Below are 24,517 nucleotides of genomic sequence, written 5' to 3'. Positions count from 1 at the left end.
CCTGGAGCCACCTAGGAGAATCGAACTCCTGACCTGCTCATTACGAGTGAGCCGCTCTACCGACTGAGCTAAGGTGGCGTGCCCGACGGGCGGGACGAGTCTACGGCAGGCCCGCTCGCACACCCAAGTTCTCCTCGCGCAGCGCCTGACCGATCGTGGCGACCATCGCGTCGACGGCGAACTTGGGTTTGACGTTGATCGCCAGCGCCTCCCGGCACTCGAGCACCGCTTCGATGCAGCGCAGCAGCCGATCGGCCGGAACGTGGGCGGCCATCGCCGCGATCTGGGATGCCATGTCGGGGTGGTTGGGCCGCACGCCACCCGCGCCGGCCGAGACCAGCAGCGCGTCGCGGAAATACGTTGCCAGGTCGATCAGCGCCCGATCCAGCGCATCCCGCGACGCCCGGGTCAGGCGCGACTTCTGCCGCCGCTCAAGGTCTTTGATCGCTCCGGCCGATCCACGCAGCGCGCCCGCGGTGCCCTTACCGGTGCCGCCGGCGCCCAGTGCCGTCCGCAGCTCCTCGGTTTCGGCCTCGTCGCGGTCGGCCGTCAACACCGCCGCCTCGGCCTCGGCGGCCGATACCAACGCCTCGGCGGCGGCAAATGCCTTCGACCGGGTCGCGGCGTCGCGGGCCAGCCCCAGGGCCTGCAGCCGCCGCTCGCGCGCCTCCGGATCGGTGGCCAGCCGCCGTGCCCGTCCGACGTGCCCGCCACTGACCGACGCCGCCCAGTTCGCGGTCTCGGCCGACAGCCCGTCGGCCTCGATCAGGACCTGGGCGATCGCGTCCGGCTTCGGCGTCACCAGCGCGATGTGCCGGCAGCGGGACCGTAGCGTGATCGCGATGTCCTCAGGGTCCACCGAGGGCGCGCACAGCAGGAACACCGTGCGCGGCGGCGGCTCCTCGACCACCTTGAGTAGCGCGTTCGCCGCGCCCTCGGTCAGCCGGTCAGCGTCCTCGACCAGCACGATCTGCCAGCGCCCGGTGCTGGGCCGCCGCGACGCGACCTGGACGATCGCCCGCATCTCGTCAACGCCGATCGACAGCCCCTCGGGGATGACGCGGCGGACGTCGCCGTGCGTGCCGGCCATCGTCGTCGTGCAGGACCGGCATTCGCCACAACCGGGCAATCCCTCGGTTGTGCACTGCAAGGCCGCGGCAAAGCACAGCGCGGCCACCGAGCGACCCGAACCCGGCGGGCCGGTGATCAGCCAGGCGTGCGTCATCGCGGCGCTGTGAGTCGTATCACCGCGAGCGGCGGCCGCGGCAGCCACCAGGTCAGCCTCGACCGACTCCTGGCCGACCAGACGCGCGAATACCCGGGACATCACCTCCCGAGATTAGTGGGCACCGCCGACCCTTTCGCACGATCAGCCACCGCTTACGGCCGTTTTGGCTACTTTTAGGTCCCCGCCGACCGATACGGTGGGCAGGTGACCATGGCCGGGGCGCTACCGAGACGAATCCAGGCATTCGTCCAATGGTTTGTCCGCACCCCGTGGCCGGTGTTCACGCTGAGCCAGTTGCAGGCCGACATCATCGGCGCCTTGTTTGTGTTGGGCTTCCTGCGCTACGGGGTGCCGCCGGAAGACCGCATCGAGCTGCAGAAGCTGCCGACCATCAACCTGGTGATCTTCACCGCGTCGATCGTGGTGCTGTTCCTGCTCGGAGCGGCGGTCAGCGCGCGATTGTTGATGCCGGTGTTCCGGTGGCAGCGCCGCGACTCTCTGCTGGCCGACCCCGACCCGGCCGCGACCGAGGTGGCCCGCAGCCGCGCGCTGCGTACGCCGTTCCACCGCACGGTGATCAACCTGGCATCCTGGCTCATCGGCGGTGTGATCTTCATCGTCGCCAGCTGGCCGGTGGCCCATCACGCCGCACCGGTGGTGGCCGTCGCGACCGGTCTGGGCGCCACCGCCACCGCGATCATCGGCTACCTGCAGTCCGAACGGGTGCTGCGCCCGGTAGCGGTCGCCGCCCTGCGTGGTGGGTTGCCGGAAAACATCCGCGCCTCCGGCGTGATCGGCCGCCAGATGCTGGCCTGGACGCTGTCCACCGGCGTGCCGCTGCTGGCCATCGTGCTGGCCGTCGTCGGCGACAAGGCTGAATACCTGCACGGGCCGCCGGAGAAGCTGCTGAACCCGATCCTGCTGCTGGCGTTGTTGGCGCTGGGCATCGGGCTGGCCAGCACGCTGCTGGTGTCGATGTCGATCGCCGACCCGCTGCGCCAGCTGCGCTGGGCGCTCGGTGAGGTGCAGCGCGGCAATTACAACGCGCACATGCAGATCTACGACGCCAGCGAACTGGGCCTGCTGCAGGCCGGCTTCAACGACATGGTCCGCGACCTGTCCGAGCGGCAACGGCTGCGCGACCTGTTCGGCCGCTACGTGGGCGAGGACGTGGCCCGGCGGGCGCTGGAGCGCGGCACCGAATTAGGCGGCCAGGAGCGCGATGTCGCGGTGCTGTTCGTCGACCTGGTCGGCTCGACCAAGCTGGCGTCGACCCGGCCACCGGCCGAGGTGGTCAGCCTGCTCAACGAGTTCTTCCGGGTCGTGGTGGACACCGTCGGGCGGCACGGCGGTTTCGTCAACAAGTTCCAGGGTGACGCCGCATTGGCCATCTTCGGGGCGCCGATCGAGCACCCGGACGCCTCCGGCGGTGCGTTGGCCGCGGCCCGCGAACTGCACGACGAGCTGCTGCCGGTGATCGGTTCGGCGGAATTCGGCATCGGGGTGTCGTCGGGCCGCGCCATCGCCGGGCACATCGGTGCGCTGGCCCGTTTCGAGTACACCGTGATCGGCGACCCGGTCAACGAGGCCGCGCGACTGACCGAGCTGGCCAAACTGGAGGACGGCCACGTCCTTGCCTCGGCGGTCGCGGTCAGCGGCGCGCTGGATGCCGAAGCGCTGTGCTGGGATGTCGCCGAGGTGGTCACTCTGCGTGGGCGTACCGCGCCCACGCAGCTGGCTCGGCCGCTGCACCTGGCGGCCCCAGAAGATGTGCTCCGCGAAGAAGTCCGCGGTTAGCGGCCGTTGGGGGCGACGGTGAGATCGCTGGGCAGCAGCGGCCCGATGTCGATAAAGGATTTCCCCCGCGGGTCAGGGGTGCCGACCGGATCGTTTCCCAGGTTCAGCAGGTCGCCCAGGCCCGGCACGCTCGACGCTTGACCGCCCTGGAGGACCCCGGCGTCGGACTCGATGATGTTCTGCACCACCACCGGGCTTTCCGGTCCGCCTATGGTTTGCAGCAAGTCGGCGATCGATGGGCTGTTCGCGTCGGGGTTCTCGTGCGAGTTGTTCGAGAGCTGTAGCGCGGGCACCTCGACGTCGCGCAGTGGCGGCGACGACGGGACGGCGAGCAGAACGCCGACGCCACCGAGCGCAACACCAGCGGTGATGCAGTATCGGACGGCCGGTCGCATGACTCTCCCTTACCCAACGCGTGCGGGCTGCACGACGTGTAGCGACACTATAACTGAGAAGCGGCTGAGAATCACTACTTAATTTCCAAAACACCTCGAAAAGTTTGCCGAGGATGCCTTCAGCCCGCCGATACCACGGTAAATGTCCTGCTAGCTGCGCTTGACGGCCTTCTTCGCGGCCGACTTCTTAGCCGGAGCTTTCTTCGCACCTTTCTTCGCGGCCTTCTTCACCGGGCCACGGGCACGCCGATCGGCCAGCAGTTCGGAGGCACGCGCATCGGTGACCGACAGGACGTCGTCGCCCTTGCGCAGACTCGCGTTGGTCTCGCCGTCGGTGACGTAGGGCCCGAACCGGCCGTCCTTGATCACCATCGGCTGGCCGGACGCCGGATCGGTGCCCAACTCGCGCAGCGGCGGCGCCGCAGCACCTTGGCGCCCGCGTCGCTTCGGTTCGGCGTAAAGCTTCAGCGCCTCCTCGAGCGTCACCTCGAAGATCTGATCTTCGGTCGCCAGCGAGCGAGAATCGTTGCCGCACTTAAGGTATGGGCCGTAGCGACCGTTCTGCGCGGTGATCTCCTCGCCTTTATCGGGGTCGATACCGACCACCCGCGGCAGCGACAGCAGCTTGAGCGCGTCCTCGAGCGTGACGGTCTGCAGGTCCATGCTGCGCAGCAGCGAACCCGTCCTGGGCTTGGGACCGGTGGGCTTCTTGCCCTTTTTCGCGGGCTGTCCCGCGGTGCCGTCGTCGTCGTCCGGCTTGGGCAGCACCTCGGTGACGTAGGGGCCGTAACGGCCGTCCTTGGCGACGATTTCGTGCCCGGACTCGGGGTCGATCCCCAGTGAACGCCCTTCCTGCGGCGTCGAGAACAACTCCTCGGCGACGTCGAGAGTCAGTTCGTCAGGGGTCAGCGAGTCGTGCAGGTTGGCCCGCTGCGGCGTCAGTTCGCCGTCGTCGCCGACCACCATCCGCTCGAGGTACGGCCCGTTCTTGCCGACCCGCACGTTGACCGCGCGACCCTCGTCGTCGTCGAAAAGCTTGATGGAGTTGACTTCTCGGGCGTCGATGCCTTCGAGGTTGACGCCGACCAGTTTCTTCAGCCCGCCGGAACGGGCGATCGAGTCGGCCACCCCGTGGTCGCCGCCGAAGTAGAAGTTGTTGAGCCAGTTACTGCGTTGCTCGGTACCTGAGGCGATCGCGTCGAGTTCGTCTTCCATCGCCGCGGTGAACCCGTAGTCGACCAGCCGGCCGAAATGCTGCTCCAGCAAACCCGTGACGGCGAACGCGACCCACGACGGAACCAGCGCACTGCCCTTTTTGTGGACGTAGCCGCGGTCCTGGATGGTCTTGATGATCGACGAGTACGTCGACGGCCGTCCGATGCCGAGCTCTTCGAGCGCCTTGATCAGCGACGCCTCGGTGTAGCGGGCCGGCGGGTTGGTGGAGTGGCCGTCCGGGGTCAGCTCGGCGGCGTCCACCCGCTGGCCCTGGGTCAGCTGCGGCAGCCGGCTCTCGGCGTCGTCGGCCTCACCACCGGCCTGGTCGTCCACTGTTTCGACGTAGGCCTTGAGGAACCCCGGGAAGGTCAGGGTGCGACCGCTGGCCGAGAACGTGACCTGTCGCCCGTCTGAGTCGCCGTTGATCCGCAGGCTCAGCGTGGTGCCGCGGGCGTCGGCCATCTGCGAGGCCACCGTGCGCTGCCAGATCAGCTCGTAGAGCCGGAATTCGTCGCCGTCGAGTTCGCGCCGCACCCCGTCGGGCGTGGCGAAGGTTTCCCCCGCCGGCCGGATCGCCTCGTGGGCTTCCTGCGCGTTCTTCACCTTGCGGGTGTACTGGCGGGCCGAGGGGTAGACGTACTCCTCGCCGTAGAGCTGACGGGCCTGCGTGCGGGCCGCGTTGATCGCCGACTGCGACAGCGTCGTCGAGTCGGTACGCATATAAGTGATGTAGCCGTTCTCGTAGAGCCGCTGGGCGATGCTCATCGTGCGCTCGGCGGAGAACCGCAGCTTGCGACCGGCCTCCTGCTGCAGCGTCGACGTCATGAACGGCGGATACGGGCGACGGGTGTAGGGCTTTTCCTCGACCGAATCGACCGTCAACTGGGATCCACGCAGGCCGGTGGCCAGCGAACCGGCGCTGGACTCGTCGAGCACCACCACTTCGCTGGGCTTGCGCACCGTGCCGAGGGAGTCGAAGTCACGGCCGGTCGCGACGCGGAGGCCGTCGACCGTGGTCAGCCGGGCGGTGAACCGCGGCGGCTGCGCCTTGGGGTCCGAAACGCTGGCGTCCAGCTCGGCCACCACGTCCCAGTAAGCGGCGCTGCGGAACGCCATCCGGTCACGTTCACGCTGCACGATGATGCGGGTGGCCACCGACTGGACCCGGCCCGCGGACAGCTTGGGCGCCACCTTCTTCCACAGCACCGGGCTGACCTCGTAGCCGTACAGCCGGTCCAGGATGCGGCGGGTCTCCTGGGCATCCACCAGGTCGGTGTCCAGATCGCGCGGGTTGGCGGCGGCCTCCAGGATCGCCTGCTCGGTGATCTCGTGGAAGACCATCCGCTTGATCGGCACGCGCGGCTTGAGGGTCTCCAGCAGGTGCCAGGCGATCGCCTCGCCCTCGCGGTCACCATCCGTAGCCAAGTAGAGCTCGTCGACGTCTTTGAGCAGGCCCTTGAGCTCGGTGACCGTGCTCTTCTTGTCCGGGCTGACAATGTAGAGCGGTTCGAAGTCGTCGTCGACGTTCACCCCGAGCCGGGCCCAGGGCTGCGACTTGTATTTCGCCGGCACGTCGGCCGCCGCCCGCGGCAGGTCACGAATGTGGCCTCGGGAGGATTCGACGACGTAGTTGGCGCCCAGGTAGCCGGCTAGTTTGCGCGCTTTGGTCGGCGACTCGACAATGACGAGTCGCCGTGTGGCGCCATTCCCGGCGCTATCAGCCACCTGTTTTTACGCTCGCTTTCGCTTACTTCTGGATCCCCTGCCGGCTCCGGGGATGCTCCGATCCACCGTCAGCCAGCGTCAATCTACGGTGCCTTGCGGCCTGCAGACACCTGACAATGTGGCACCCGAGATGGGCCGACGCAAACCGACCCCCCGTGCGGAGCCCTTTTTGAGGCCGCTCTGGTTCAGCTAGACGTGCGGCCAGAACGGCAACGCCTCAGCGGCCTCAGGCGGCTCTCCCACGTTCTCTACCAGGCGCGATAGCCTGCGCCGACCACCGATTCGCAGTGCGGGGCGGGCCCCGCGGGTGCCGATCAGGGTCGGCGCGATCCCGACCCGCATCAGCGCGGACGCCAGCGGCGAATGGGTGTCGGGTGCGTGCGGGTCCAGTCCGAGTAAATAGCGATCGGCCTCCGGGCTGCCGGCCGCCAAGATCCAGGCGCGCAGTTCGCGCGGGCCCGGCAGCCACGACGGCGGGACGGTCTTCACCGCGCCGCGTGTCCACTCGCCGGCCATCGGACGCAGCCGGGCGTCCACGTCGGTGCGCACCAGCGGTGTGTGCTCATCGGTCTGGGTGATCTCGGCCGTCAAACCGGCCTCTTCGATCATCTGGCCCAGCGCTTCGGCCCGCCAGGCCTGCTCGACGACCACCGACAGCCGGGCGCCGCTGCCGACCGTGACGATCTGGCCGGCGCCCGCGAGCACCCCGGTGAGGTCGGTGACCGCAGGCGGAACCGACTCAGCCGAGAAGAACGACAGCTGGCTCACGTCAACGACATTAAGCGCCCGACCGACGACGATGCGCGCCGCAACGCGGCGCGAGGTGGGGGTACCTCCCAGCCGCGGAGCGGCGCGGGGGCGAGTCGGGCAAGCAGCGACAACCCCCCGCCCGAATCCGGTGATTCCGGAGGACCGTGCGGGGGGTTGTCGTTGACAGCTGCTCAGACGGCGCGAACGCCGGTGGCCTGGGGACCCTTGGGGCTCTGGCCGACCTCGAACTCGACTCGCTGGTTCTCCTCGAGGGTGCGGAAGCCGCTTCCCTGGATCTCCGTGTAGTGGACGAACACGTCGGCCGAACCATCTTCGGGGGCGATGAAGCCGAATCCCTTTTCCGCGTTGAACCACTTCACAGTTCCCTGTGGCATTTCTCGATATTTCCTTTACTACTCGGGTGCGGAGCATCACCTCGATGCTCCGGGCCCGTTCCGACCGCTAGACCTTGCTGAGTCGCCGGAACTTCACCCGACCTACAACCTCGCAGGAACCGCGACCGCAACGTCGATCCTGCGAAAGTTTGACACGAACACAGAAGCTGCGACCGCAAACAGTCAACCATGTTCATCGCCTCAGCAACAGCCTGAGGCGAGCATTTGAGCTACCACTGGGTGAACAATCAGAGCGCGACGTCGATACCGCCGGTCACACAGGGGCAATCGGTCGGCAGTTTTGGGTGATCAGTTCCCGATCAGGAGGCAGGTGGTCGTGGTGACGTTCGGCAGCGAGTTGCTCGCCGCAGCGGTCGCCGGCATCGAGGCGGGCGAACATCCGCTACGCCATGTCGCCGAGTTACCGGCACGGCCTGGCCGCCAACGACCTTGGCCGACATGGGTCGAGCCCGATGTGCTGCGCGCGTTCACCGACCGCGGCGTCAGTTCGCCGTGGGGACATCAAGTGCAGGCCGCCGACCTGGCACACGCCGGGCATCACGTTGTTATCAGTACTGGCACGGCATCGGGAAAGTCGCTGGCCTATCAACTGCCCATTCTCAATGTGCTGGCGACCGATCCGCGGGCCCGCGCGCTGTACATCTCGCCGACGAAAGCGCTTGGCCACGACCAGTTGCGGACCGCCCACGCGCTGACCGCGGCCATTCCCCGACTGGGCGATGTCGCGCCGACCGCCTACGACGGCGACAGCCCCATCGAGATCCGGCGTTTCGCGCGGGAACGTTCCCGGTGGGTGTTCTCAAATCCGGACATGGTTCACCTGGCACTGCTGCGCAACCACGCCCGCTGGGCGATGTTCCTGCGTCATCTTCGGTTTGTCGTCGTCGACGAATGCCATTACTACCGAGGCGTTTTCGGGTCGAACGTGGCGATGGTGCTGCGACGTCTGCTGCGGCTGTGTGCGCGTTACTCCGCTGATCCCGCCGGCTTGCCGACGGTGATCTTCGCCAGCGCAACGACATCCGATCCGGGTGCGACCGCGACCGAACTCATCGGCCAACCGGTCGCGGCAGTCACCGAAGACGGCTCGCCGCAGGGTGCCCGGACCGTCGCGTTGTGGGAGCCCGCGCTGCGCGCCGACCTGACGGGCGAAAACGGCGCCCCGGTACGGCGGTCCGCGGGCAGCGAGGCGGCACGGGTGATGGCAGACCTCATCGCCGAAGGGGCGCGGACCCTGACCTTCGTACGGTCGCGCCGCGGAGCTGAACTGACCGCGTTGGCAACCCGGGCGCGACTGGAAGACATCGCGCCGCAACTCACCGAGACCGTGGCGTCGTACCGCGCGGGGTACCTGCCCGAAGACCGCAACGCCGTGGAACAGGCCCTGCTCGACGGACGGTTGCGCGGCCTGGCCACCACCAACGCACTGGAACTGGGCATCGACATCGCCGGGCTGGATGCGGTGGTGCTGGCAGGCTTTCCCGGGACGGTCACATCGTTCTGGCAGCAGGCCGGCCGATCCGGTCGGCGCGGACAGGGCGCGCTGGTGCTGCTGGTCGCCCGCGACGATCCGCTGGACACCTATCTGGTGCACAACCCCGCGGCACTGCTGGATAAGCCCATCGAGCGGGTGGTGATCGACCCGTCCAACCCTTATATCCTGGGCCCACAGTTGCTCTGCGCTGCAACGGAATTGCCCGTTGACGATGCCGAAGTGCGGTCGTTGGGTGCCCAGGACGTGGTTAGCGCACTGGTCGACGACGGACTGCTGCGACGGCGGGCCGGCAAATACTATCCGGTGCCGGGCGTGGATCCTCATCCGGCAGTGGACATTCGGGGGTCGGGGGGCGGTCAGGTGGTGATCGTGGAGAGCGACACCGGACGGCTGCTGGGAACGACCGACACCGGCCGGGCAGCCGCCTCGGTGCATCCGGGCGCGGTGTATCTGCACCAGGGTGAGAGTTATGTGGTCGACTCGCTGGACTTCGACGAGGGTATGGCTTTCGTCCACGCCGAAGACCCCGGATATGCGACATTTGCCCGAGAGGTCACCGACATCGCCGTGACCGGACCCGGCGACCGCCGGACTTTCGGGCCGGTCACCCTGGGCCTGGTACCGGTCAGCGTGACCCATCAGATCGTGGGCTATCTGCGCCGCCGACTCAACGGCGAGGTGATCGACTTCGTTGAGCTGACGATGCCGCCACACACCCTGGACACCATCGCGGTGATGTGCACGATCACACCGGAAGCACTGGACCAAAACAGCATCGGCCCGTTACAGATACCGGGCTCGTTACATGCCGCCGAGCATGCCGCGATCGGGCTGCTGCCGCTGGTGGCTAGTTGCGATCGTGGCGACATCGGCGGGTTGTCGACCGCGGTCGGACCAGAATCCGACGGACTCCCAAGCATTTTCGTCTACGACGGCTTTCCGGGCGGAGCCGGGTTCGCCGAACAGGGTTTCCGGCAGGCGACCACGTGGCTGGGCGCGACGCTCGCGGCGATCGAGGCGTGCGAGTGCACCTCAGGATGCCCGTCGTGCGTGCAATCGCCGAAGTGCGGCAACGGAAACGATCCGTTGGACAAGGCTGGGGCGGTGCGGGTGTTGCGTCTGGTGCTCAGCGCGTTGGGGAGCGGGACGCAGTCATACGGATGACGACCGACCCCTCGAACGGTCGACGTCCATATGGCGATTTCTTCGCAGCGGCCGCTTCGGAAACGGTGTCCGCACTGCCGAAGAAACGTGCGCCCGGCGGAATCCAAAACGCGATGAGCGGCGTCAGCTGTTCACCATCCGCAAGGGACGCAGCAGGAAAATACCTTTCGACCAGCAACCTGTGCAAGTTGATGACCCGCATATCAATAAGACCCACAGGTTGATCTCAGCGAAACGCACATGGATTCGACAGTGAGGCAACGGGTTATCCCTCGTCTCGCCGCTAAACTGCTGACCTATGACCGACGACTGGCTGCTGGTGGAGACGCTGGGCCGAGAACCGGCCGTGGTGGCAGTGGGCCGTCAACTGCAGGACCTGATCCCGATAACGGCGTTTTTGAAGCGCGCCCCCGGTCGCGCTGCCATCCAGTCCGCGATCGCCGAGTCGATGCAAACCAGCAAAGGCCTGGTCAGCATCACCCCCAAAAGAGCCCGGGTGATCCGCACCGAGCCGGTCGTGATGAACGACGGCCGCATCCATGGAGTGCAGGTGTGGATCGGGCCGCCCGCCGACGAGCCGCCCGAGCGGCCGATCCCGGGTCCGCTGAAATGGGACATGACTCTCGGGGTGGCCACCGACACGGCAGAGTCGCTGACGAACATGGGCCGCAATATCGAGCTCGAAGATCCAGCGGAGCGGGCGTTCGCGGAGTGTTGGCCCGCGGGTGAGCTGAAGCCCAACGAAAGCCGGGCGCTGGCGGCGGCGGTCAGGTTCGAGCCGGGTCACACCGTATGCGACACCTGGGACGGCCTGGACTGGCAGGGCAATCACATTCGGGTGAGCTTCGTCACCCGCAATGTACTCGAGCCGGGAGCCGGCGGCCGCGATCACATGATCGCGCGGGGCATGAATTGGCGTGCCGAACCCGCCGACCAACCGGGTTCGTCGGATCGTCTTGCCCAGCAGATCCTGCACGGACCGGCCCAGCCCGAAGTGCATCGTGCGCTGTTCGATCCGCACAGCTGGACGCTGCTGAAGTGGCTCGACGCGCCATGCCCGTTCTACGACTGGCGTCGCATCACGGCCGACAGCCCGCGGATGCATCCCGACGATGAAGCCAAGGCGGCCGCCATGAAATCCGAGTTCGCCGCGGGCGCCACCTCCGCCGTGCTGCGGATGCCGGCTCACGACGGCGGATGGGTACCGGTGCACGTGACCGCCAACCGGGTGGAAATCGACACCGACACCTTCGCGGGGCTGGTCTCGCTGCGGCTGCCGACTCCCGCCGAGCTCGCCGCGGCGGGGCTGCCGGGCTAGGCCGGCCCGGCGCGGGCGGCCGCCCGCGCTTTACCCCATGCGCCCGCACCGGCCTCGATCGTGATCACCACATCCAGTTCGTCGATGGCGCAGCCGGCGATGCCACTGCGCATCGCACGGGACACCGCGGTGGCTTGGGCGCAGGCCGACTCGGCTCCGGCGGGCAACCGCGCCGCGGCGGCCAGCGCGGCCAGATCGGCCGCGGCCTGCGCTCGGTGCCGCGCCACCACAGCGGCGCCGAGGTACGCGCTGCCAGCGGTGACAGTCAGCAGCACGGCGACCATCGCGGCCGCGACTACAGTGACCGATCCCCGCTCGTCACTGCGGTTCGACTGCCGCCGCTGCGGTGGCCGAGATATGCAGCGCCTGAAGCAGATTCGATCTCGCGGTAACCGTCGCGACGACAAAGCCACCGTCGCGACGAATCTGCACGGCGGCACCACCGGGGGCGACTGAGCGGGCAGCTGCGATCGCCGATCGTTCGTCACCGCGCGCCGCCAACCGGGCCGCCTCCCGCGCGGCGTCGATGCATCGGACTTGCGCCGACACCGCGGTGACGCCGACCAGGCAGAACACGAGCGCCGTGAGCAGGGTAGCGACGCCGAACGCCGCTTCCACCGTTGTCGCACCCGCATCGTCGGCTAGCTCTTGGTGTTCAGCGCACGGGCGATGATGTTCGTCAACGCCGACACGATGGAGTCGCCGGTGACGATGCCGTAGAGAACCGCGGCGAAGGCGGCCGCCGCAATCGTGCCGATCGCGTACTCGACCGTCGACATACCCGACTCGTCCGCTGCCAGCAGCGTCAGCTGCGCTTTCAATGCCTGAAACATACTGCCCTCTCTCCTTTTTCGACATGGCATTCCTCACAACAAGCCCGACTGCAGGAAGTCGCCGGCCAGACCCGCTATCACCGGGACGACGCCCAGGCAGACGAATGCCGGCAGGAAGCACAGTCCCAGCGGACCGGCGATCAGCACGCCTGCTCGTTCGGCCGTCGCGGTGGCTGCGTGTACCGCGTCCTGCCGGCACTGCGTCGCGAGCCCTGACACCGCGTCGGCGAGCGCCACCCCCGACACCGCGGACCGCCGCGCCAGCCGCAACACCGCATCGATCTGCGGGTCAGTGCCGCCAGTCGGCGTGGACCAGGCAGCGGCCGGGTCGGCGCCCAGCGCCAGCAGGTCGGCTGCGCGACGCAACACCTGCGCCAACCGCGGCGGCGCCGAGGCGGCGGTTGCCGACGCGGCAGTCGACACCGCCATCCCAGCGGCCAGGCAAACCGAGAGCACATCCAGGCTCGACGCGACCGCCAAAGGATCCGGACCCCGGGCCGCCGGTCGTGCCGCCCGCGATTGGCGCGCCGGCAACGCGGCGCGGGCCCGCACGGCCGATGGGCCGGCACTGCTCAGCAGCGCTGCGGCCAACAGCATTGTCGCGGTCGTGGTCACGCTGCGGCCTGGTCGGTGATGCGGTCGGCCCACAGCAGCCCGCCGCAGACCAGCGTCAGCCCGGCGACCAACAGCCACCCGCCCAGCCCTCCGCCGAGTAGGAACGCGGCCGGGTGCGCCCCGATCGCCTGACCCATCAGCACCGACAGCACCGGAAGTCCCGCGAGGATGGTGGCGGTGGCGCGGGCACCCGCCATCGCCGACCGTACCTGGCCCGAGAAACGCTGTCGCTCAGCGATATCGCGTTGCGCCGCCTGCATCAGCGTAGAAATGGCCAGCCCGTGATCGGCCGCCAGCTGCCAGCACACCGCCAGCCGCTCCCACTGTGACGGCAGCGCGGCGCTCGCACCGACTCCGCGTAAACCGGCGGCGACGTCGGCGCCGAGCCGGGCACGGGCGGCCACCGCACGACATGCGCCGGCGACCGGTCCGGCTGACTCTTCTGCCGCCACGGCGAACGCGGTCGCCGGGTGTGCCCCGACCCGGAGTTCGCCCACCAGCACGTCGATCGCGGTCTGCATCGACCGGCTTTCGTCAATCCCCCGATCGCTGCGACGTCGACGCCGGCGCCGCAAGGACATCGTTGCGATGACCACACTGGCTGCCAATACTGTTGTCAAAGGCAGTAATACAGCACTTAGTGCCAGCCCAACCCCCGCGGTGCACACGACGGCCCGAATCGGCGCAACGCCGCGATTCCGACCGTCGCGGGTCAGTCGCCGTCGCGGCGACGACGGAAGGACCAGCACCGCGGCGGATAACGCGATTGCGGCGAACACCGGTGGGTTCATGCCGGCGTCCGGCTTCGCAGCAGCGCGTGAAATCCGGCGATCTCGGCGGTGAAGCCGCGATCGGCGTGCCACACCGTGACCGCGTGAACCCGTTCGTCGGTGCGGCGCAACACGGCAAGTTCACCGAGCCGTCGTCGCCCGCCGCGATCTCGGGCAACATGAAGCAGCACCTGAATCGACGCAGCCAATTGGCTGTGCAGCGCAGCACGATCCAGGCCACCGAGAGCGCCCAGCGCCTCGAGACGGGCCGGGACTTCGGCGGGGTTGTTGGCGTGCACTGTGCCCGCGCCACCGTCGTGTCCGGTGTTCAGCGCGGCCAGCAGATCGACCACCTCGGCGCCGCGGACCTCGCCGACCACGATGCGATCCGGCCGCATCCGCAGCGCCTGACGGACGAGTTGGCGGACGGTGACCTCGCCGACGCCCTCGACGTTGGCACACCGCGCCACCAACCGCACCAGGTGTGGATGCGGCGGCGACAACTCGGCGGCATCCTCCACACACACGATCCGCTCGTCGGGTGCGACCCCGTTGAGCATCGCCGACAGCAGTGTCGTCTTGCCTGCGCCGGTGCCGCCGGACACCAGGAACGCCAGCCTGGCGGCGATCACATCGTCGATCAACTTCGCGGCCGCGGGAGCTATCGCACCGGCCGCGATCAACGCCGCGAGATCTTGGGTGGCGGGCCGCAGAACCCGCAACGACAGGCAGGTGCCGGCCACGGCGATCGGCGGTAGGACGGCGTGCAGCCGGACTGCGAAATTACCCATTCCTCTCAACTGACCGTCGACCCATGGCTGCGCGTCGTCGAGACGCCGGCCCGCCGCCAGTGCCAGCCGCTGCGCCAGACGTCGGACCGCTGCTTCGTCCGCGAAGCGAACGTCGGTACGCCGCAGTCCCTTTCCATCGTCGACCCATACCGCGTCCGGCGCAGTGACCAGCACATCGGTCGTGTTGTCGGCACACAGCAGCGGTTCCAGGATTCCCGCACCGGTCAGCTCGGTCTGCAGTATCCGGAGATTGCTCAGCAGCTCGGTGTCACCGAGCACCCCGCCGGATTCGGCCCTGATCGCCTCGGCCACCACGGCAGGTCGCAGTGGCACCGACTCGCTCGCCAGCCGCTCGCGCACCCGATCGATCAGCGAGCCGCTCATGCCGCACGCATCTCGGCGCGATGCGTCGGCAACGCGGCCAGCACCTTGCGAGCCGCCGTGGCCAGCGCAGACCGACGCCCCAGCCGCAGACCGGTGTGCTCGAGTTGCTCGGCCAGCCGCGGATGCGGTCTCATCGCCGCCAACAGCGGCACGGCCGCGATCGTCGCCACTTCATCGGCGCGCAGCCCACCCGGCGACGGACCCCGGACCACCAGGCCCAGGTTGGGATTGATGCCGGCGAGCACCGGAGCGATCGTCGCGGTCGCCGCGCAGGACCGCACATCGCACGGGCTGACCACAACCACGAGATCGGCTGTGTCCAATGCGGTTTCAACGGCATCCGTCATCCGACGTGCGAGGTCGCAAACCACCGTCGCCCCGCCGCGCCGCCCGGCATCGAGCACGGCTTGCACTGCGCCGCGGTCTAATTCGTAACCGCGCCGGGTGCCCGACAGCAGACTCATCCCGCGATGCTGCGGTAACGCATCGCGCACCGCCGACCAGGTCAGCCGTCCGCCCTGCAGTGCAAGATCTGGCCATCGCACGCCGGGCGTGGTCTCCGCGCCGACCAGCAGATCGATGCCGCCGGCCCAGGGGTCGAGGTCGACCAGCATCGGATCGGTCGCCGACCGCGCCAAGGCGACCGCGAACAGCGAGGCACCCGCTCCGCCACACCCGCCGATCACCGCCAGCACCGCGCCGCGGGTGCCGTCGTCGTGGGCCGATTCGGCGGCGTCGGCCAGCTCGCGGACCAGATCATGCTCGTGTGCAGGCAGTCTCAGTACGTGCCCGGCACCCACCTGGATCGCCGCGGCCCAGGTCGAGGGCGGCGGGTCGTCGCTCGTCGCGACGATGACGTGCGCGCGCCGCGGTAATCCGGTGCGTGCGCAGCCGAGTGCCGCCGCTTCGTCGAGCACGACGGCCGACGCCGCCGACCATGCCTTCCTGCTCACCGGTAACGAGCACGCGGCGTGGACGACCCGCACGCCCACAGCCGCTGCCACCCGGTCCAGTTCAGCGCTCAGAACCGGATCGGTAAGGACCGCGAGAATCCCGCCCGCATCGGTGGTAGCCATCGGCCCACCGTGCCGCCGATAGGTCGGAGCCGCCAGTCGGAATATCCGAATCTGTGCACAACGCCGAGGCCCTGCACAGGACGGTGGGGCTGAGAATTTACCCGAGAAAAGAGACGACCCCCGCCAGGGGGGGAGGAGGCGAGGGTCGTCGTGAATCAGCCCCGGGGGGTCGGGCTGATTCACCCTCGGCAAAGCCGAGTGATGCTTACTATACACATGAGAGTGTCGCGCAGCGCAAGGGGTTTGCGTTCGAAACGAACGTATGACCTTTGAACGACTGGACCAAACGCCTCGCTGGTAACACCTGTTACGGGACCATGTTTGACCGGCGGTTTTAACGGCGGCGTCGCGATGTATCGGCACTTCGCCCTATGCTGTGGCGGTGACCGTATCCGACTCGGCCGCTGACCAGCAAACATCGTCGACGCCCACCGGTCCCGGTCCGCGCACGGCAGCATTTTTCGATCTCGACAAGACGATCATCGCCAAATCGAGCACGCTGGCGTTCAGCAAACCCTTCTTCGCGCAGGGTCTGATCAACCGCCGGGCCGTCCTCAAATCGAGCTACGCCCAGTTCTTGTTCCTGCTCTCGGGTGCCGACCACGACCAGATGGATCGGATGCGCATCCATCTGAGCAACATGTGCACCGGATGGGACGTCGAGCAGGTCAAATCGATCGTCAACGAGACGCTGCACGACATCGTCACGCCGCTGATCTTCGCCGAGGCAGCCGACCTGATCGCCGGCCACAAACTGTGCGGCCGTGACGTCGTGGTGGTGTCGGCATCCGGTGAAGAACTGGTCGCGCCGATCGCGCGCGCACTGGGAGCCACCCATGCGATGGCGACCCGGATGGTCGTCGAGGACGGCAAGTACACCGGTGACATCGGGTTCTACTGCTTCGGCGAAGGCAAGGTGCAGGCGATTCGCGAATTGGCCGCGCGTGAGGGCTATCCGCTCGAGCACTGCTACGCCTACTCCGACTCGATCACCGACATGCCGATGCTCGAAATCGTCGGGCATCCCAATGTGGTCAATCCCGACCGCGCGCTGCGTCGCGAGGCGGGTGCGCGCGACTGGCCGGTGCTGGAGTTTTCCCGGCCGGTGTCGTTGCGCGACCGCATTCCGGCGCCGTCGGGAGCCGCGGTCGCCACCACCGCCGTAGTGGGGATCAGCGCCCTGGCGGCCGGCGCACTGACCTACTCGCTGCTGCGTCGGTATGCCCTGTAGTCACGCGTAGCAAACATTCGACGTCACGGCCCGGCATCGCTTTGGTATTTTCCTGACAATTGACACTTGATGTGACCGGGGTCACGGAGTACAAAGGAGTCACGGAAGCCCGGTACGGCCAAGATCGTTCCAGAAGAGAAGGGCCGATCTCCCGGACGGGGCAACCGAGCACGGTTCCCGGCACCCACGCGGAGTCATAGCCGCGATAATGGCAGAAGTGTTGCGGGCCTGCGTAATTGCGAAGCGTGGACGGTAACGACGGCCCTTTGGGTGGGGCTGAAACCGAAAGCGTCGCAAGAACGCCGAGGCCATCCCACGCAACCCACAGGTGCACGCATGGTAACCGAGACCCGTGCTAGCGGGCGGCGAGCCGAAAGTCTTCGGTGCGTCGCCCGCTCTATTTGTTTCGGTGCCCGCTTCCACCCTGCTCGGTGAGGGTTTCAGCAATCGTCAGCGCCTCCTGCGCGCCGGTGCGCATGGCCCGGCAGGACAGCACCAGCCAGGACGCCATCCCTTCGGGCGTTCCTAATGCAAACCCGGCCGCCGCTTGCCGGTATTCGGCAGCGCGACGCATCCATCCCACCTCCGGCACACCCAGCCCGTGCGGGTCGAGTCCGGTCGCGATGGTGACCAACCGCGACACCGCACGGGCCACCACGCCGTCCGCGGTGCCGAACGGCGCCAGGGTCAGCAGCTCACCATGTGCGACGGCGGCAATCACCGGGGCCGGCGTCCTCGTGCCGCCCGACACGATCTGCGCCAGCAGTTCCAGACGGGGTCCGACGTCGGCATCCGGGCGCGGCCGGCCCAGCCGGCTCTCGTCGACCCGGTCGGCCGCGGCCAGCATGTGCAACCGGGCCAGGGCCTGTAGCGGCGCGCGCTGCCACACCCCGACCAGGTTGGTCTCGCCACCCTCGAGGGCTTGGGCGACCCGCAAGGATCCCGCAAACACCGGGTCGCTGACGGCGGAGGCATCGAGCTGGTCGTCGAGCTTGTGGCCGCCGCCGTCCAGCACCGCGGAGGCCCGTGCCGACCGCAGTGCCGCTTCGGCGGCGGTCACCGGCCAGCGCCGCAGGTTGGCGCGGTGGCGGTGCGCCCGACCGAGCGCCTCGCGCGCCTGATCGCTGGCGGCGGCGACGCCAGGCAGCTCCATCAGCGGAGCGAGCGGGTCAGGGCTCATTGGCGCCGCTCCTCCTGCCTTTTTGTGATCGCGTTGTTCCGGTTATCGTCGGCGCACGTCATGGCCTGTCAGGATAGGCCAGCGTCGGCGCCGGGAATCGCGGCCAATAACTGCCGGGTGTAGTCGTGCTGCGGGCTGGTGAAGATATTCTCGGTGGCCGCGTGCTCGACCACCCGGCCTGCGCGCATCACCATCACCTCGTCGGCGATCTGTCGGATCACCGCCAGGTCGTGGCTGATGAACAGATACGTCAGGCCCAGCTCGGCTTGCAATTCGGCCAGCAGCTCCAGAATCTGCGACTGCACCACGACATCGAGGGCGGAGACGGCTTCATCGCAGACCACCACGTCGGGCTGTAGCGCCAGCGCTCGCGCGATCGCCACCCGCTGGCACTGGCCCCCGGACAGCTCGCGGGGGCGCCGGCCCAGCAGCGACGACGGCAGCGCGACCTGCTCGGCCAGCTCGCGTACGGTCTGCTGACGACGGCGACGATCGCCGATACGGTGGATCCGCAGCGGCTCCTCGATGATCCGGGCCACCGAGTACATCGGATCCAGGCTGGCATAGGGATTTTGGAATACCGGTTGCACTTGACGACGAAAGGCCAACGTCTCTCGTCGGCTCAGGGAGGTGGCGGCACGATCACCGAAAACCACTGTGCCCGAACTGGGTTCGAGCAGGCCAAGCACCATCCGGGCCAGAGTCGATTTGCCGGAACCGGATTCGCCCGCGACCGCCAAGGTAGTGCCGCGCCTCAGTCGGAACGAGACGTCGTCGACGGCACGCATCTCCGTCGTTCGCCACGGCGCCCCGTGCGACGACCGGTAGATCTTGGTCAGCCCGGCGGCGACGATCACGTCCGGCGACTCATCCGCGACCCGTCGTGTGGCGGGGGGCTGCCGCAACGACGGCGCGGCCGCCACCAGGCGTTGCGTGTAGGGGTGCCGCGGATCGTGCAGAACCACCTGCGCTGCACCGGCTTCCACGACTTGACCCTGGTACATGACGATCAGCCGTTCGGCTCGTTCGGCGGCCAGCGCCAGGTCATGGGTGATCAGCAGCACCGCCGTGCCGAGTTCACCGGCGAGGTACTGGAGGTGATCAAGCACGCGGCGCTGCACGGTGACGTCCAGCGCCGAGGTCGGCTCGTCGGCGATCAGCAGCTTCGGCCGGCCGGCCAGCCCGATCGCGATCAGGGCTCGCTGGCACATCCCGCCGGACAATTGGTGCGGATACTGCCGGGCCCGCAGTGCGGGATCGGGCATGCCGGCATCGGTCAGTGCATCGACCGATCGACGATTGATGTTGTTTGCGCGCAATGCTTCTCGCACTTGGAAGCCGACCCGCCAGACCGGGTTCAAGTTGGTCATCGGATCCTGTGGCACGTAGCCGATCCCGCGGCCGCGGACGGCGCGGAGTTGCCGCGCAGTGCCGGCGGTCAGGTCGGTGCCGTCGAACTCGATGCGGCCCGACGTGATTCGACCACCGGGTGGGAGTAATCCCAGAATCGCCGCGGCAGTAGTCGATTTGCCCGAACCCGATTCGCCGACAATCGCGACGATCTGACCGGCTCCCACCTCGAGATCGACACCGCGCACCGCCGGGTCGTCGCCGAAGCGGACTTCGAGGCCGGTGACGCTCAGCAGCGGGGTGCTCATAGCCGCCACGCCCGCGACGTCGGGTCCAGGGCGTCGCGCAGCACGTCACCCATGGTCATGAACGCCAGCACCGTGATCGCCAGTGCACCCGCGGGATAGAACAGGATCGGCGACCCGGCGCGCAGCCGGATCTGGTCGACGTTGATGTCGCCACCCCACGACACCACCGCCGGCGGCAACCCGACCCCGAGGTAGGACAGCGTGGCCTCGGTGACGATGAACAACCCGAGCGCGATGGTCGACACCGCGATCACCGGGCCGAGCGCATTGGGCAGCACGTGTCGGACCAGGATTCCAAACCTGTTCATTCCCAGTGCCTTCGCCGCGAGCACATAGTCGCTGCCCCGAACCGCGAGCACAGCGGCACGGGTTATCCGGGCGATCTGCGGCCAGCCGAACAATGCCAGGATCGCGATCACCGTCCACACTGTGCGGTGGCGCATGACCTGCATCAGCACAATCGCGGCAAGCAGCAACGGGATACCGAAGAAGACGTCGGCCACCCGGGACACGATCGCATCCAGCCAGCCGCCGTAGAAGCCGGCCAGCGCCCCCAGGGCTCCCCCGACGACGAATACCAGGACCGTGGCACCCAATCCGACGGTGAGCGAGGCGCGCGCCCCGTAGACGGTGCGGGCGTAGATGTCGTGCCCCTGCAGGTCGGTGCCGAACCAGTGCGCCGCCGAGGGGGCGAGCAGGCTCTGGTCCGGGTTGGCATAGCTGGGATCGGCGGCGGTGAAAAGCGCCGGGAACACGGCGGCCAGGACGATCAACGAGATCAGCCCCGCGCTGATGATGAACTGCGGCCGCCGCCTCAGTGCCCGCCACGTATCACGCCAAAACGAGTCAGCCATAACGGATCCTGGGGTCCAGCGCCGCGTAGAGCAGATCGACCGCGAGGTTGGCGACGAGATAGACGACGACCAGCACCGTCACGATCGACACCACGGTAGGCGCCTCCTGGCGGGTGACCGCCTGATACAGCACGCCGCCGACACCATGGATGTTGAATATGCCCTCGGTAACGATTGCACCACCCATCAGCGCGCCGAGGTCTGCGCCGAGGAACGTCACCACCGGGATCAGCGAATTGCGCAGGATGTGCACCACGACCACGCGCGTCCGTGACAACCCCTTCGCGGTGGCGGTGCGCACGAAGTCGGCGTGCGCATTGTCGGCCACCGCGGACCGGGTCAACCGCACCACGTACGCGAATGACCCCGCGCCGAGCACGATGCCGGGCAGCAACAACCGGGCGAACGTGGGCTGGTCACCCACCGTCACCGCGGCGAGACCCAGCCGAACCCCGAAGACGAACTGCGCGAGGAACCCCAGTACGAAGATCGGCACGGCGATGATGATCAGGCTGACGATCAGCACCCCGCCGTCGAAAACCCCGCCCTTGCGCAACCCGGCGATCACGCCGAATCCGACACCGAACAGCGCCTCGACCGCCAGCGCCACCAGAGCCAATTTGAACGTCACCGGAAACGCCTGTGCCAGAACAGCACTGACCGGGAGGCCGGAGTAGGCGTGACCGAGGTCACCACGCAGGACGCCGCCCAGGTAGTGCAGGTACTGCAACCAGAACGGGTCGTCGAGGTGGTACTGCGCACGCAGGGCAGCGGCCACCGCCGGGCTGAGTGGACGGTCGCCGCCGAGCGCCGCAATCGGGTCGCCGGGTAACAGGAACACCATGCCGTAGATCAGCAGGGTGGCGCCGAGAAAGACCGGGACCATGGCCGCGACTCGTCGGGCGAAATACCAGCCCACGTCAGGCCTTCACGATGCGTTCGTAGTCGGGCAACCCGTTCCAGGTCAATGCGACGTGGCTGACCGCGGACGACCGCCCCGCGACGGCCACCGTGTACCACAGCGGCACGACAGCCATGTCCTGCAACAAAATTCGCTGTGCGACATTGGCTTTTGCGTACGATTGCGGCAAGTCGGGGGCGGCCTCGGCGGCTGCGATCGCAGCGTCGAACCGCGGATTGGAGTAGCCGACGTCGTTGGCGCCGGCATTGGTGACGAACAACGGTTGCAGAAATTCCAGCATCGACGGGAAGTCGCCCTGCCACCCGGCGCGGAACGCCGTGCTGATGGTGTGACTGGTGATCTGAGTCCGAAATCCGGCGAAGGTAGGTTGTGGCGCGCCGACGGCATCGATGCCCAGCGTATTCTTGATGCTGTTGGCCACCGCGTCCACCCAATCCTGATGCGATCCGTCGGCGTTGTAGGAAATCAGGTACGTACCAGACCATTTCGAGATCGCATCGGCCTGCGACCACAACGCCCGCGCCCGGCCCGGGTTGAAGTTCAGTGCATCGTTGCCGTCGATGTGGGGGTCGTATCCGGGCAACGAACTCGCGGTGAAGTCGTGCGCCGGTGTGCGGGCCCCGGAGAATATCTTGCGGCAGATCTGATCGCGGTTGATCGCCGCCGACAGTGCGAGCCGGCGCAGCCGACCCTCCTCGCCGGAGAAGTGCGGCAGCCGCAGCGGAGTGTCCAGCGTCTGGTTGGCCGCCGCCGGCGCGGTGATCGCACGATCGCCGAGGTCTCGCCGGTAGACGGGCAACACACTGGGCGGAATCGTATCCAGCACATCGAGATTATTCGACAGCAGGTCGGCGTAGGCGGTATCGAGGTTTGCGTAGAAGACAAACCGCAGCCCCTTGTTCTGCGGCATCCGGTTGCCGTGATAGCCGGGGTTGGTCACCAGGTCGAGCTTGACATTGTGCTGCCAGGCCGGATTGCCAGGCTGATCGCCGAGTCGGTACGGGCCGTTGCCGATCGGGTGCCGACCGAACGCCGCCATGTCTTTCAGCGCCGCGTCGGGCAGCGGGTAGAACGGTGAAAATCCCAGCCGCAACTTGAAATCGATGGTCGGCCCCTTGAGCCGGACGGTGAATTCACGGTCGTTGACCACCTGGAGTCCCGACATCGTGGTCGCGGTCGGCTTCGCTGCGGCCACCTCGTCGAAGCCGGCGATCGGGGAGAAAAAGCTCTGCTGCAGTTGGGCATTGGTGGACAACGCACCGTAGTTCCAGGCGTCGACGAACGAGTGCGCGGTGACCGGTGACCCGTCGCTGAACGTCCACCCGGGTTTGAGGACGATCCGATAGTTGACGTCGTCGGCAGTCTCGATCGCGCTCGCGACCTCCAACGCGGGAGCGCCCTTGGCGTCGTAGGACATCAGGCCGGCGAACAGCCTGTCGACAATCCGGCCGCCGTTGCTGTCGTTGGTATTGGTGGGGATCAGCAGGTTCTGCGGTTCGCCGGCATTGACGATCACCACGTCGGTTCGGAGGCCGACCACGTCGCAGCCCGTCAGCGACGCGGCGACTACCATTGCAGCCAACGCGACCGCGATTCGTAACCAACCCATAACAGCGACACTATGACCTGCTGCTAAGTGGGTCCGCCTGCGGTTGAGCGTTCAGCCGAAACTATCCGTACCGAAGTCCACCGCCGCCCAGGGGGATCGGCACCGAGAATTCGGCCACGAACTACGCGGCGCGTCGCGCCAACCCCGCCTCGTGAGCCTGTCAAACACTCGCGACGGATGGCCCCCTGCGCAGGCGCCTCTCGCGACTTGCCGCGAACGCCATTCCGTCAAACGAGCGTGGTTCAGAAACCCAGCAACAGTGTCCTAAGTGGGCATCAAGGATGATGGTGCCTGGTATTGCATAAGAGCCTTGCGGACACCGTTATTCGATATCTTGAGTAAGCAGATTTTCGATCTCGCTCACAGACATGCACATGACATGGCTAAACACTGTCGCACTCGCATCCGATACGACCGCCCTACCGTCGCCGGCTCGTAATTCAACGAAGTGATCGCGCGATGTCGTGACTACCTCGACACCGGGCACCGGGCCCTGTGAATTTAGTTCTGCCCCTAGCTGCTTGGCGCCGATAGCGCTACGCGCAATCGATGCCCAGCGCCAAATTAGGAACTTCTCGGCCAGGTCGTAGGTCGAGAGTAAGGCGATATCGTTGTACCGGTGACCACGATCATTGACGGTGTCAACCGCCCACCATCCATCGTTGTGGCGTAAGTAAACGGAGTTGTCGTCTGAAAGAAATGCGATGTCACAATCGTCGCAGTCTGTCGATACGGTCACCCCGCCTATTCCGATCATCGTGGACCATTTAATCCATCTAGATGAAAGTCGGGAGAAATCAGTCAACTCAAGGTCCTTTCGACTTCAAGAAACCCCAGTCCAGCAACTCTTGTACCGATGGTTCCTGGCCTTCGGGTGCGATTATTCGGTACTGGATGCCGCCGCCGGGCTGGTGGAACCACGGTGCTACCTGGGACTGTTCGATTTGCCAGCCCGGTGGGAGTTTCGCAGGATCGGCTACTACGTATTCGCAATAAGGCTTTAAAGCACTGGTTGGGGGCAGCGAGAGCTCAGCAAAAGGGGTGCCTTCAGGGGCCAGGTAGTCACCGCCGGGATAGCCAAAGCGACCTAG

At 67.2% G+C, this 24,517-nt stretch carries 23 protein-coding genes and 1 tRNA gene; 4 read left to right on the top strand and 20 right to left on the bottom strand.

Annotated elements, in window-relative coordinates; translation table 11 throughout:
- Window positions 1-2: 2 nt before the first annotated feature.
- Both ABDV69_RS08745 and ABDV69_RS08740 read right to left on the bottom strand, forming a co-directional pair.
- Window positions 3-78: transfer RNA gene (locus tag ABDV69_RS08745), tRNA-Thr, on the bottom strand.
- 22 nt (window positions 79-100) lie between these two features.
- Window positions 101-1,327, bottom strand: a complete 1,227-nt coding sequence (locus tag ABDV69_RS08740; RefSeq protein ID WP_343573353.1) for a DNA polymerase III subunit delta' — start codon at window positions 1,325-1,327, stop codon at window positions 101-103.
- A gap of 111 nt (window positions 1,328-1,438) precedes the next feature.
- Here ABDV69_RS08740 and ABDV69_RS08735 point away from each other — a divergent pair, with 111 nt between their 5' ends.
- Window positions 1,439-3,025: an adenylate/guanylate cyclase domain-containing protein gene (locus ABDV69_RS08735; protein WP_343573352.1), complete on the top strand. Its 1,587-nt coding sequence runs from the start codon at window positions 1,439-1,441 to the stop codon at window positions 3,023-3,025.
- Here the strand turns inward: ABDV69_RS08735 and ABDV69_RS08730 are convergent.
- The 4 genes from ABDV69_RS08730 to ABDV69_RS08715 all read right to left on the bottom strand — a co-directional run bounded on the left by ABDV69_RS08730 (window position 3,022) and on the right by ABDV69_RS08715 (window position 7,505).
- Window positions 3,022-3,420, bottom strand: coding sequence for a hypothetical protein (locus ABDV69_RS08730; RefSeq protein WP_343573310.1), 399 nt, complete (start codon window positions 3,418-3,420; stop codon window positions 3,022-3,024). The two genes, ABDV69_RS08735 and ABDV69_RS08730, sit on opposite strands and share 4 nt — an antisense overlap.
- Before the next feature lie 150 nt (window positions 3,421-3,570).
- On the bottom strand, window positions 3,571-6,360 hold the full coding sequence (gene topA, locus ABDV69_RS08725; protein WP_343573308.1) for a type I DNA topoisomerase: 2,790 nt from the start codon (window positions 6,358-6,360) through the stop codon (window positions 3,571-3,573).
- Window positions 6,361-6,549: 189 nt separating this feature from the next.
- Complete coding sequence (locus ABDV69_RS08720; RefSeq protein ID WP_343573306.1) at window positions 6,550-7,128, bottom strand: hypothetical protein; 579 nt, start codon at window positions 7,126-7,128, stop codon at window positions 6,550-6,552.
- Window positions 7,129-7,301: 173 nt separating this feature from the next.
- The gene (locus ABDV69_RS08715; protein ID WP_005138711.1) at window positions 7,302-7,505 is read right to left on the bottom strand and encodes a cold-shock protein; all 204 of its coding nucleotides are present in this window, start codon (window positions 7,503-7,505) and stop codon (window positions 7,302-7,304) included.
- A gap of 337 nt (window positions 7,506-7,842) precedes the next feature.
- On the opposite strand from ABDV69_RS08715, the gene ABDV69_RS08710 reads away from it, so the two are divergent.
- Both ABDV69_RS08710 and ABDV69_RS08705 read left to right on the top strand, forming a co-directional pair.
- Window positions 7,843-10,185, top strand: a complete 2,343-nt coding sequence (locus tag ABDV69_RS08710; protein WP_343573351.1) for a DEAD/DEAH box helicase — start codon at window positions 7,843-7,845, stop codon at window positions 10,183-10,185.
- A gap of 298 nt (window positions 10,186-10,483) precedes the next feature.
- A complete protein-coding gene (locus ABDV69_RS08705; protein WP_343573304.1) occupies window positions 10,484-11,503 on the top strand; it encodes a PAS domain-containing protein in 1,020 nt (339 codons plus the stop codon).
- Here the strand turns inward: ABDV69_RS08705 and ABDV69_RS08700 are convergent.
- Genes ABDV69_RS08700 through ssd form a run of 7 tightly spaced genes read right to left on the bottom strand, consistent with a single transcriptional unit; the run spans window position 11,500 to window position 15,972 of the window.
- Complete coding sequence (locus tag ABDV69_RS08700) at window positions 11,500-11,787, bottom strand: Rv3654c family TadE-like protein (RefSeq protein ID WP_343573303.1); 288 nt, start codon at window positions 11,785-11,787, stop codon at window positions 11,500-11,502. The genes ABDV69_RS08705 and ABDV69_RS08700 overlap by 4 nt on opposite strands.
- A 34-nt stretch (window positions 11,788-11,821) precedes the next feature.
- A complete protein-coding gene (locus tag ABDV69_RS08695; RefSeq protein ID WP_343573302.1) occupies window positions 11,822-12,121 on the bottom strand; it encodes a TadE family type IV pilus minor pilin in 300 nt (99 codons plus the stop codon).
- A 23-nt stretch (window positions 12,122-12,144) separates the two neighbouring features.
- Complete coding sequence (locus ABDV69_RS08690) at window positions 12,145-12,336, bottom strand: DUF4244 domain-containing protein (RefSeq protein ID WP_343573301.1); 192 nt, start codon at window positions 12,334-12,336, stop codon at window positions 12,145-12,147.
- A gap of 33 nt (window positions 12,337-12,369) precedes the next feature.
- Entirely contained in the window at window positions 12,370-12,933 is a 564-nt protein-coding gene (locus ABDV69_RS08685; protein WP_343573350.1) for a type II secretion system F family protein, read from the bottom strand.
- A 14-nt stretch (window positions 12,934-12,947) separates the two neighbouring features.
- Window positions 12,948-13,742 (bottom strand): type II secretion system F family protein, encoded by a 795-nt coding sequence (locus ABDV69_RS08680; RefSeq protein WP_343573300.1) that lies wholly within the window; start codon window positions 13,740-13,742, stop codon window positions 12,948-12,950.
- Entirely contained in the window at window positions 13,739-14,896 is a 1,158-nt protein-coding gene (locus ABDV69_RS08675; RefSeq protein WP_343573299.1) for a TadA family conjugal transfer-associated ATPase, read from the bottom strand. Before ABDV69_RS08675 ends, ABDV69_RS08680 begins: the two co-directional genes overlap by 4 nt.
- Entirely contained in the window at window positions 14,893-15,972 is a 1,080-nt protein-coding gene (gene ssd / locus ABDV69_RS08670) for a septum site-determining protein Ssd (protein WP_343573298.1), read from the bottom strand. Before ssd ends, ABDV69_RS08675 begins: the two co-directional genes overlap by 4 nt.
- Window positions 15,973-16,354: 382 nt before the next feature.
- Between ssd and ABDV69_RS08665 the strand changes: the two genes are divergently transcribed.
- Complete coding sequence (locus ABDV69_RS08665; RefSeq protein WP_343573297.1) at window positions 16,355-17,203, top strand: HAD-IB family hydrolase; 849 nt, start codon at window positions 16,355-16,357, stop codon at window positions 17,201-17,203.
- 397 nt (window positions 17,204-17,600) lie between these two features.
- On the opposite strand, the gene ABDV69_RS08660 is transcribed toward ABDV69_RS08665, so the two are convergent.
- The 7 genes from ABDV69_RS08660 to ABDV69_RS08630 form a co-directional block, all read right to left on the bottom strand.
- Complete coding sequence (locus ABDV69_RS08660; RefSeq protein WP_343573296.1) at window positions 17,601-18,383, bottom strand: oxidoreductase; 783 nt, start codon at window positions 18,381-18,383, stop codon at window positions 17,601-17,603.
- Between the two features lie 68 nt (window positions 18,384-18,451).
- Complete coding sequence (locus ABDV69_RS08655; RefSeq protein WP_343573294.1) at window positions 18,452-20,050, bottom strand: ABC transporter ATP-binding protein; 1,599 nt, start codon at window positions 20,048-20,050, stop codon at window positions 18,452-18,454.
- Window positions 20,038-20,895, bottom strand: a complete 858-nt coding sequence (locus tag ABDV69_RS08650; protein ID WP_343573292.1) for an ABC transporter permease — start codon at window positions 20,893-20,895, stop codon at window positions 20,038-20,040. Before ABDV69_RS08650 ends, ABDV69_RS08655 begins: the two co-directional genes overlap by 13 nt.
- The gene (locus ABDV69_RS08645) at window positions 20,888-21,814 is read right to left on the bottom strand and encodes an ABC transporter permease (RefSeq protein WP_343573291.1); all 927 of its coding nucleotides are present in this window, start codon (window positions 21,812-21,814) and stop codon (window positions 20,888-20,890) included. The genes ABDV69_RS08650 and ABDV69_RS08645 overlap by 8 nt, the downstream gene beginning before the upstream one ends.
- 1 nt (window position 21,815) lies before the next feature.
- Entirely contained in the window at window positions 21,816-23,426 is a 1,611-nt protein-coding gene (locus ABDV69_RS08640; RefSeq protein WP_343573290.1) for an ABC transporter substrate-binding protein, read from the bottom strand.
- 322 nt (window positions 23,427-23,748) lie between these two features.
- Complete coding sequence (locus ABDV69_RS08635) at window positions 23,749-24,231, bottom strand: hypothetical protein (RefSeq protein WP_343573288.1); 483 nt, start codon at window positions 24,229-24,231, stop codon at window positions 23,749-23,751.
- 1 nt (window position 24,232) lies between these two features.
- Window positions 24,233-24,517, bottom strand: a 285-nt coding sequence (locus ABDV69_RS08630) for a TNT domain-containing protein (RefSeq protein ID WP_343573287.1), incomplete at its 5' end; no start/stop codon positions are given.

The sequence above is a fragment of the Mycobacterium sp. genome (assembly GCF_039583785.1).
In the GTDB taxonomy this organism is placed as follows: domain Bacteria; phylum Actinomycetota; class Actinomycetes; order Mycobacteriales; family Mycobacteriaceae; genus Mycobacterium.
Note: the sequence above shows the minus strand (reverse complement) of the source record. Positions and strands in the feature narration are given on the sequence as shown.

What these genes read in the sequence shown, in the direction of transcription:
- ABDV69_RS08685 (WP_343573350.1), bottom strand. Translation starts at nt 12,933, where the DNA reads ATGCTGTTGGCCGCAGCGCTGCTGAGCAGTGCCGGCCCATCGGCCGTG.
- ABDV69_RS08660 (WP_343573296.1), bottom strand. Translation starts at nt 18,383, where the DNA reads ATGAGCCCTGACCCGCTCGCTCCGCTGATGGAGCTGCCTGGCGTCGCC.
- ABDV69_RS08640 (WP_343573290.1), bottom strand. Translation starts at nt 23,426, where the DNA reads ATGGGTTGGTTACGAATCGCGGTCGCGTTGGCTGCAATGGTAGTCGCC.
- ABDV69_RS08700 (WP_343573303.1), bottom strand. Translation starts at nt 11,787, where the DNA reads ATGGTCGCCGTGCTGCTGACTGTCACCGCTGGCAGCGCGTACCTCGGC.
- ABDV69_RS08690 (WP_343573301.1), bottom strand. Translation starts at nt 12,336, where the DNA reads ATGTTTCAGGCATTGAAAGCGCAGCTGACGCTGCTGGCAGCGGACGAG.
- ABDV69_RS08680 (WP_343573300.1), bottom strand. Translation starts at nt 13,742, where the DNA reads ATGAACCCACCGGTGTTCGCCGCAATCGCGTTATCCGCCGCGGTGCTG.
- ABDV69_RS08730 (WP_343573310.1), bottom strand. Translation starts at nt 3,420, where the DNA reads ATGCGACCGGCCGTCCGATACTGCATCACCGCTGGTGTTGCGCTCGGT.
- ssd (WP_343573298.1), bottom strand. Translation starts at nt 15,972, where the DNA reads ATGGCTACCACCGATGCGGGCGGGATTCTCGCGGTCCTTACCGATCCG.
- ABDV69_RS08650 (WP_343573292.1), bottom strand. Translation starts at nt 20,895, where the DNA reads ATGGCTGACTCGTTTTGGCGTGATACGTGGCGGGCACTGAGGCGGCGG.
- ABDV69_RS08715 (WP_005138711.1), bottom strand. Translation starts at nt 7,505, where the DNA reads ATGCCACAGGGAACTGTGAAGTGGTTCAACGCGGAAAAGGGATTCGGC.
- ABDV69_RS08735 (WP_343573352.1), top strand. Translation starts at nt 1,439, where the DNA reads ATGGCCGGGGCGCTACCGAGACGAATCCAGGCATTCGTCCAATGGTTT.
- ABDV69_RS08675 (WP_343573299.1), bottom strand. Translation starts at nt 14,896, where the DNA reads ATGAGCGGCTCGCTGATCGATCGGGTGCGCGAGCGGCTGGCGAGCGAG.
- ABDV69_RS08705 (WP_343573304.1), top strand. Translation starts at nt 10,484, where the DNA reads ATGACCGACGACTGGCTGCTGGTGGAGACGCTGGGCCGAGAACCGGCC.
- ABDV69_RS08740 (WP_343573353.1), bottom strand. Translation starts at nt 1,327, where the DNA reads ATGTCCCGGGTATTCGCGCGTCTGGTCGGCCAGGAGTCGGTCGAGGCT.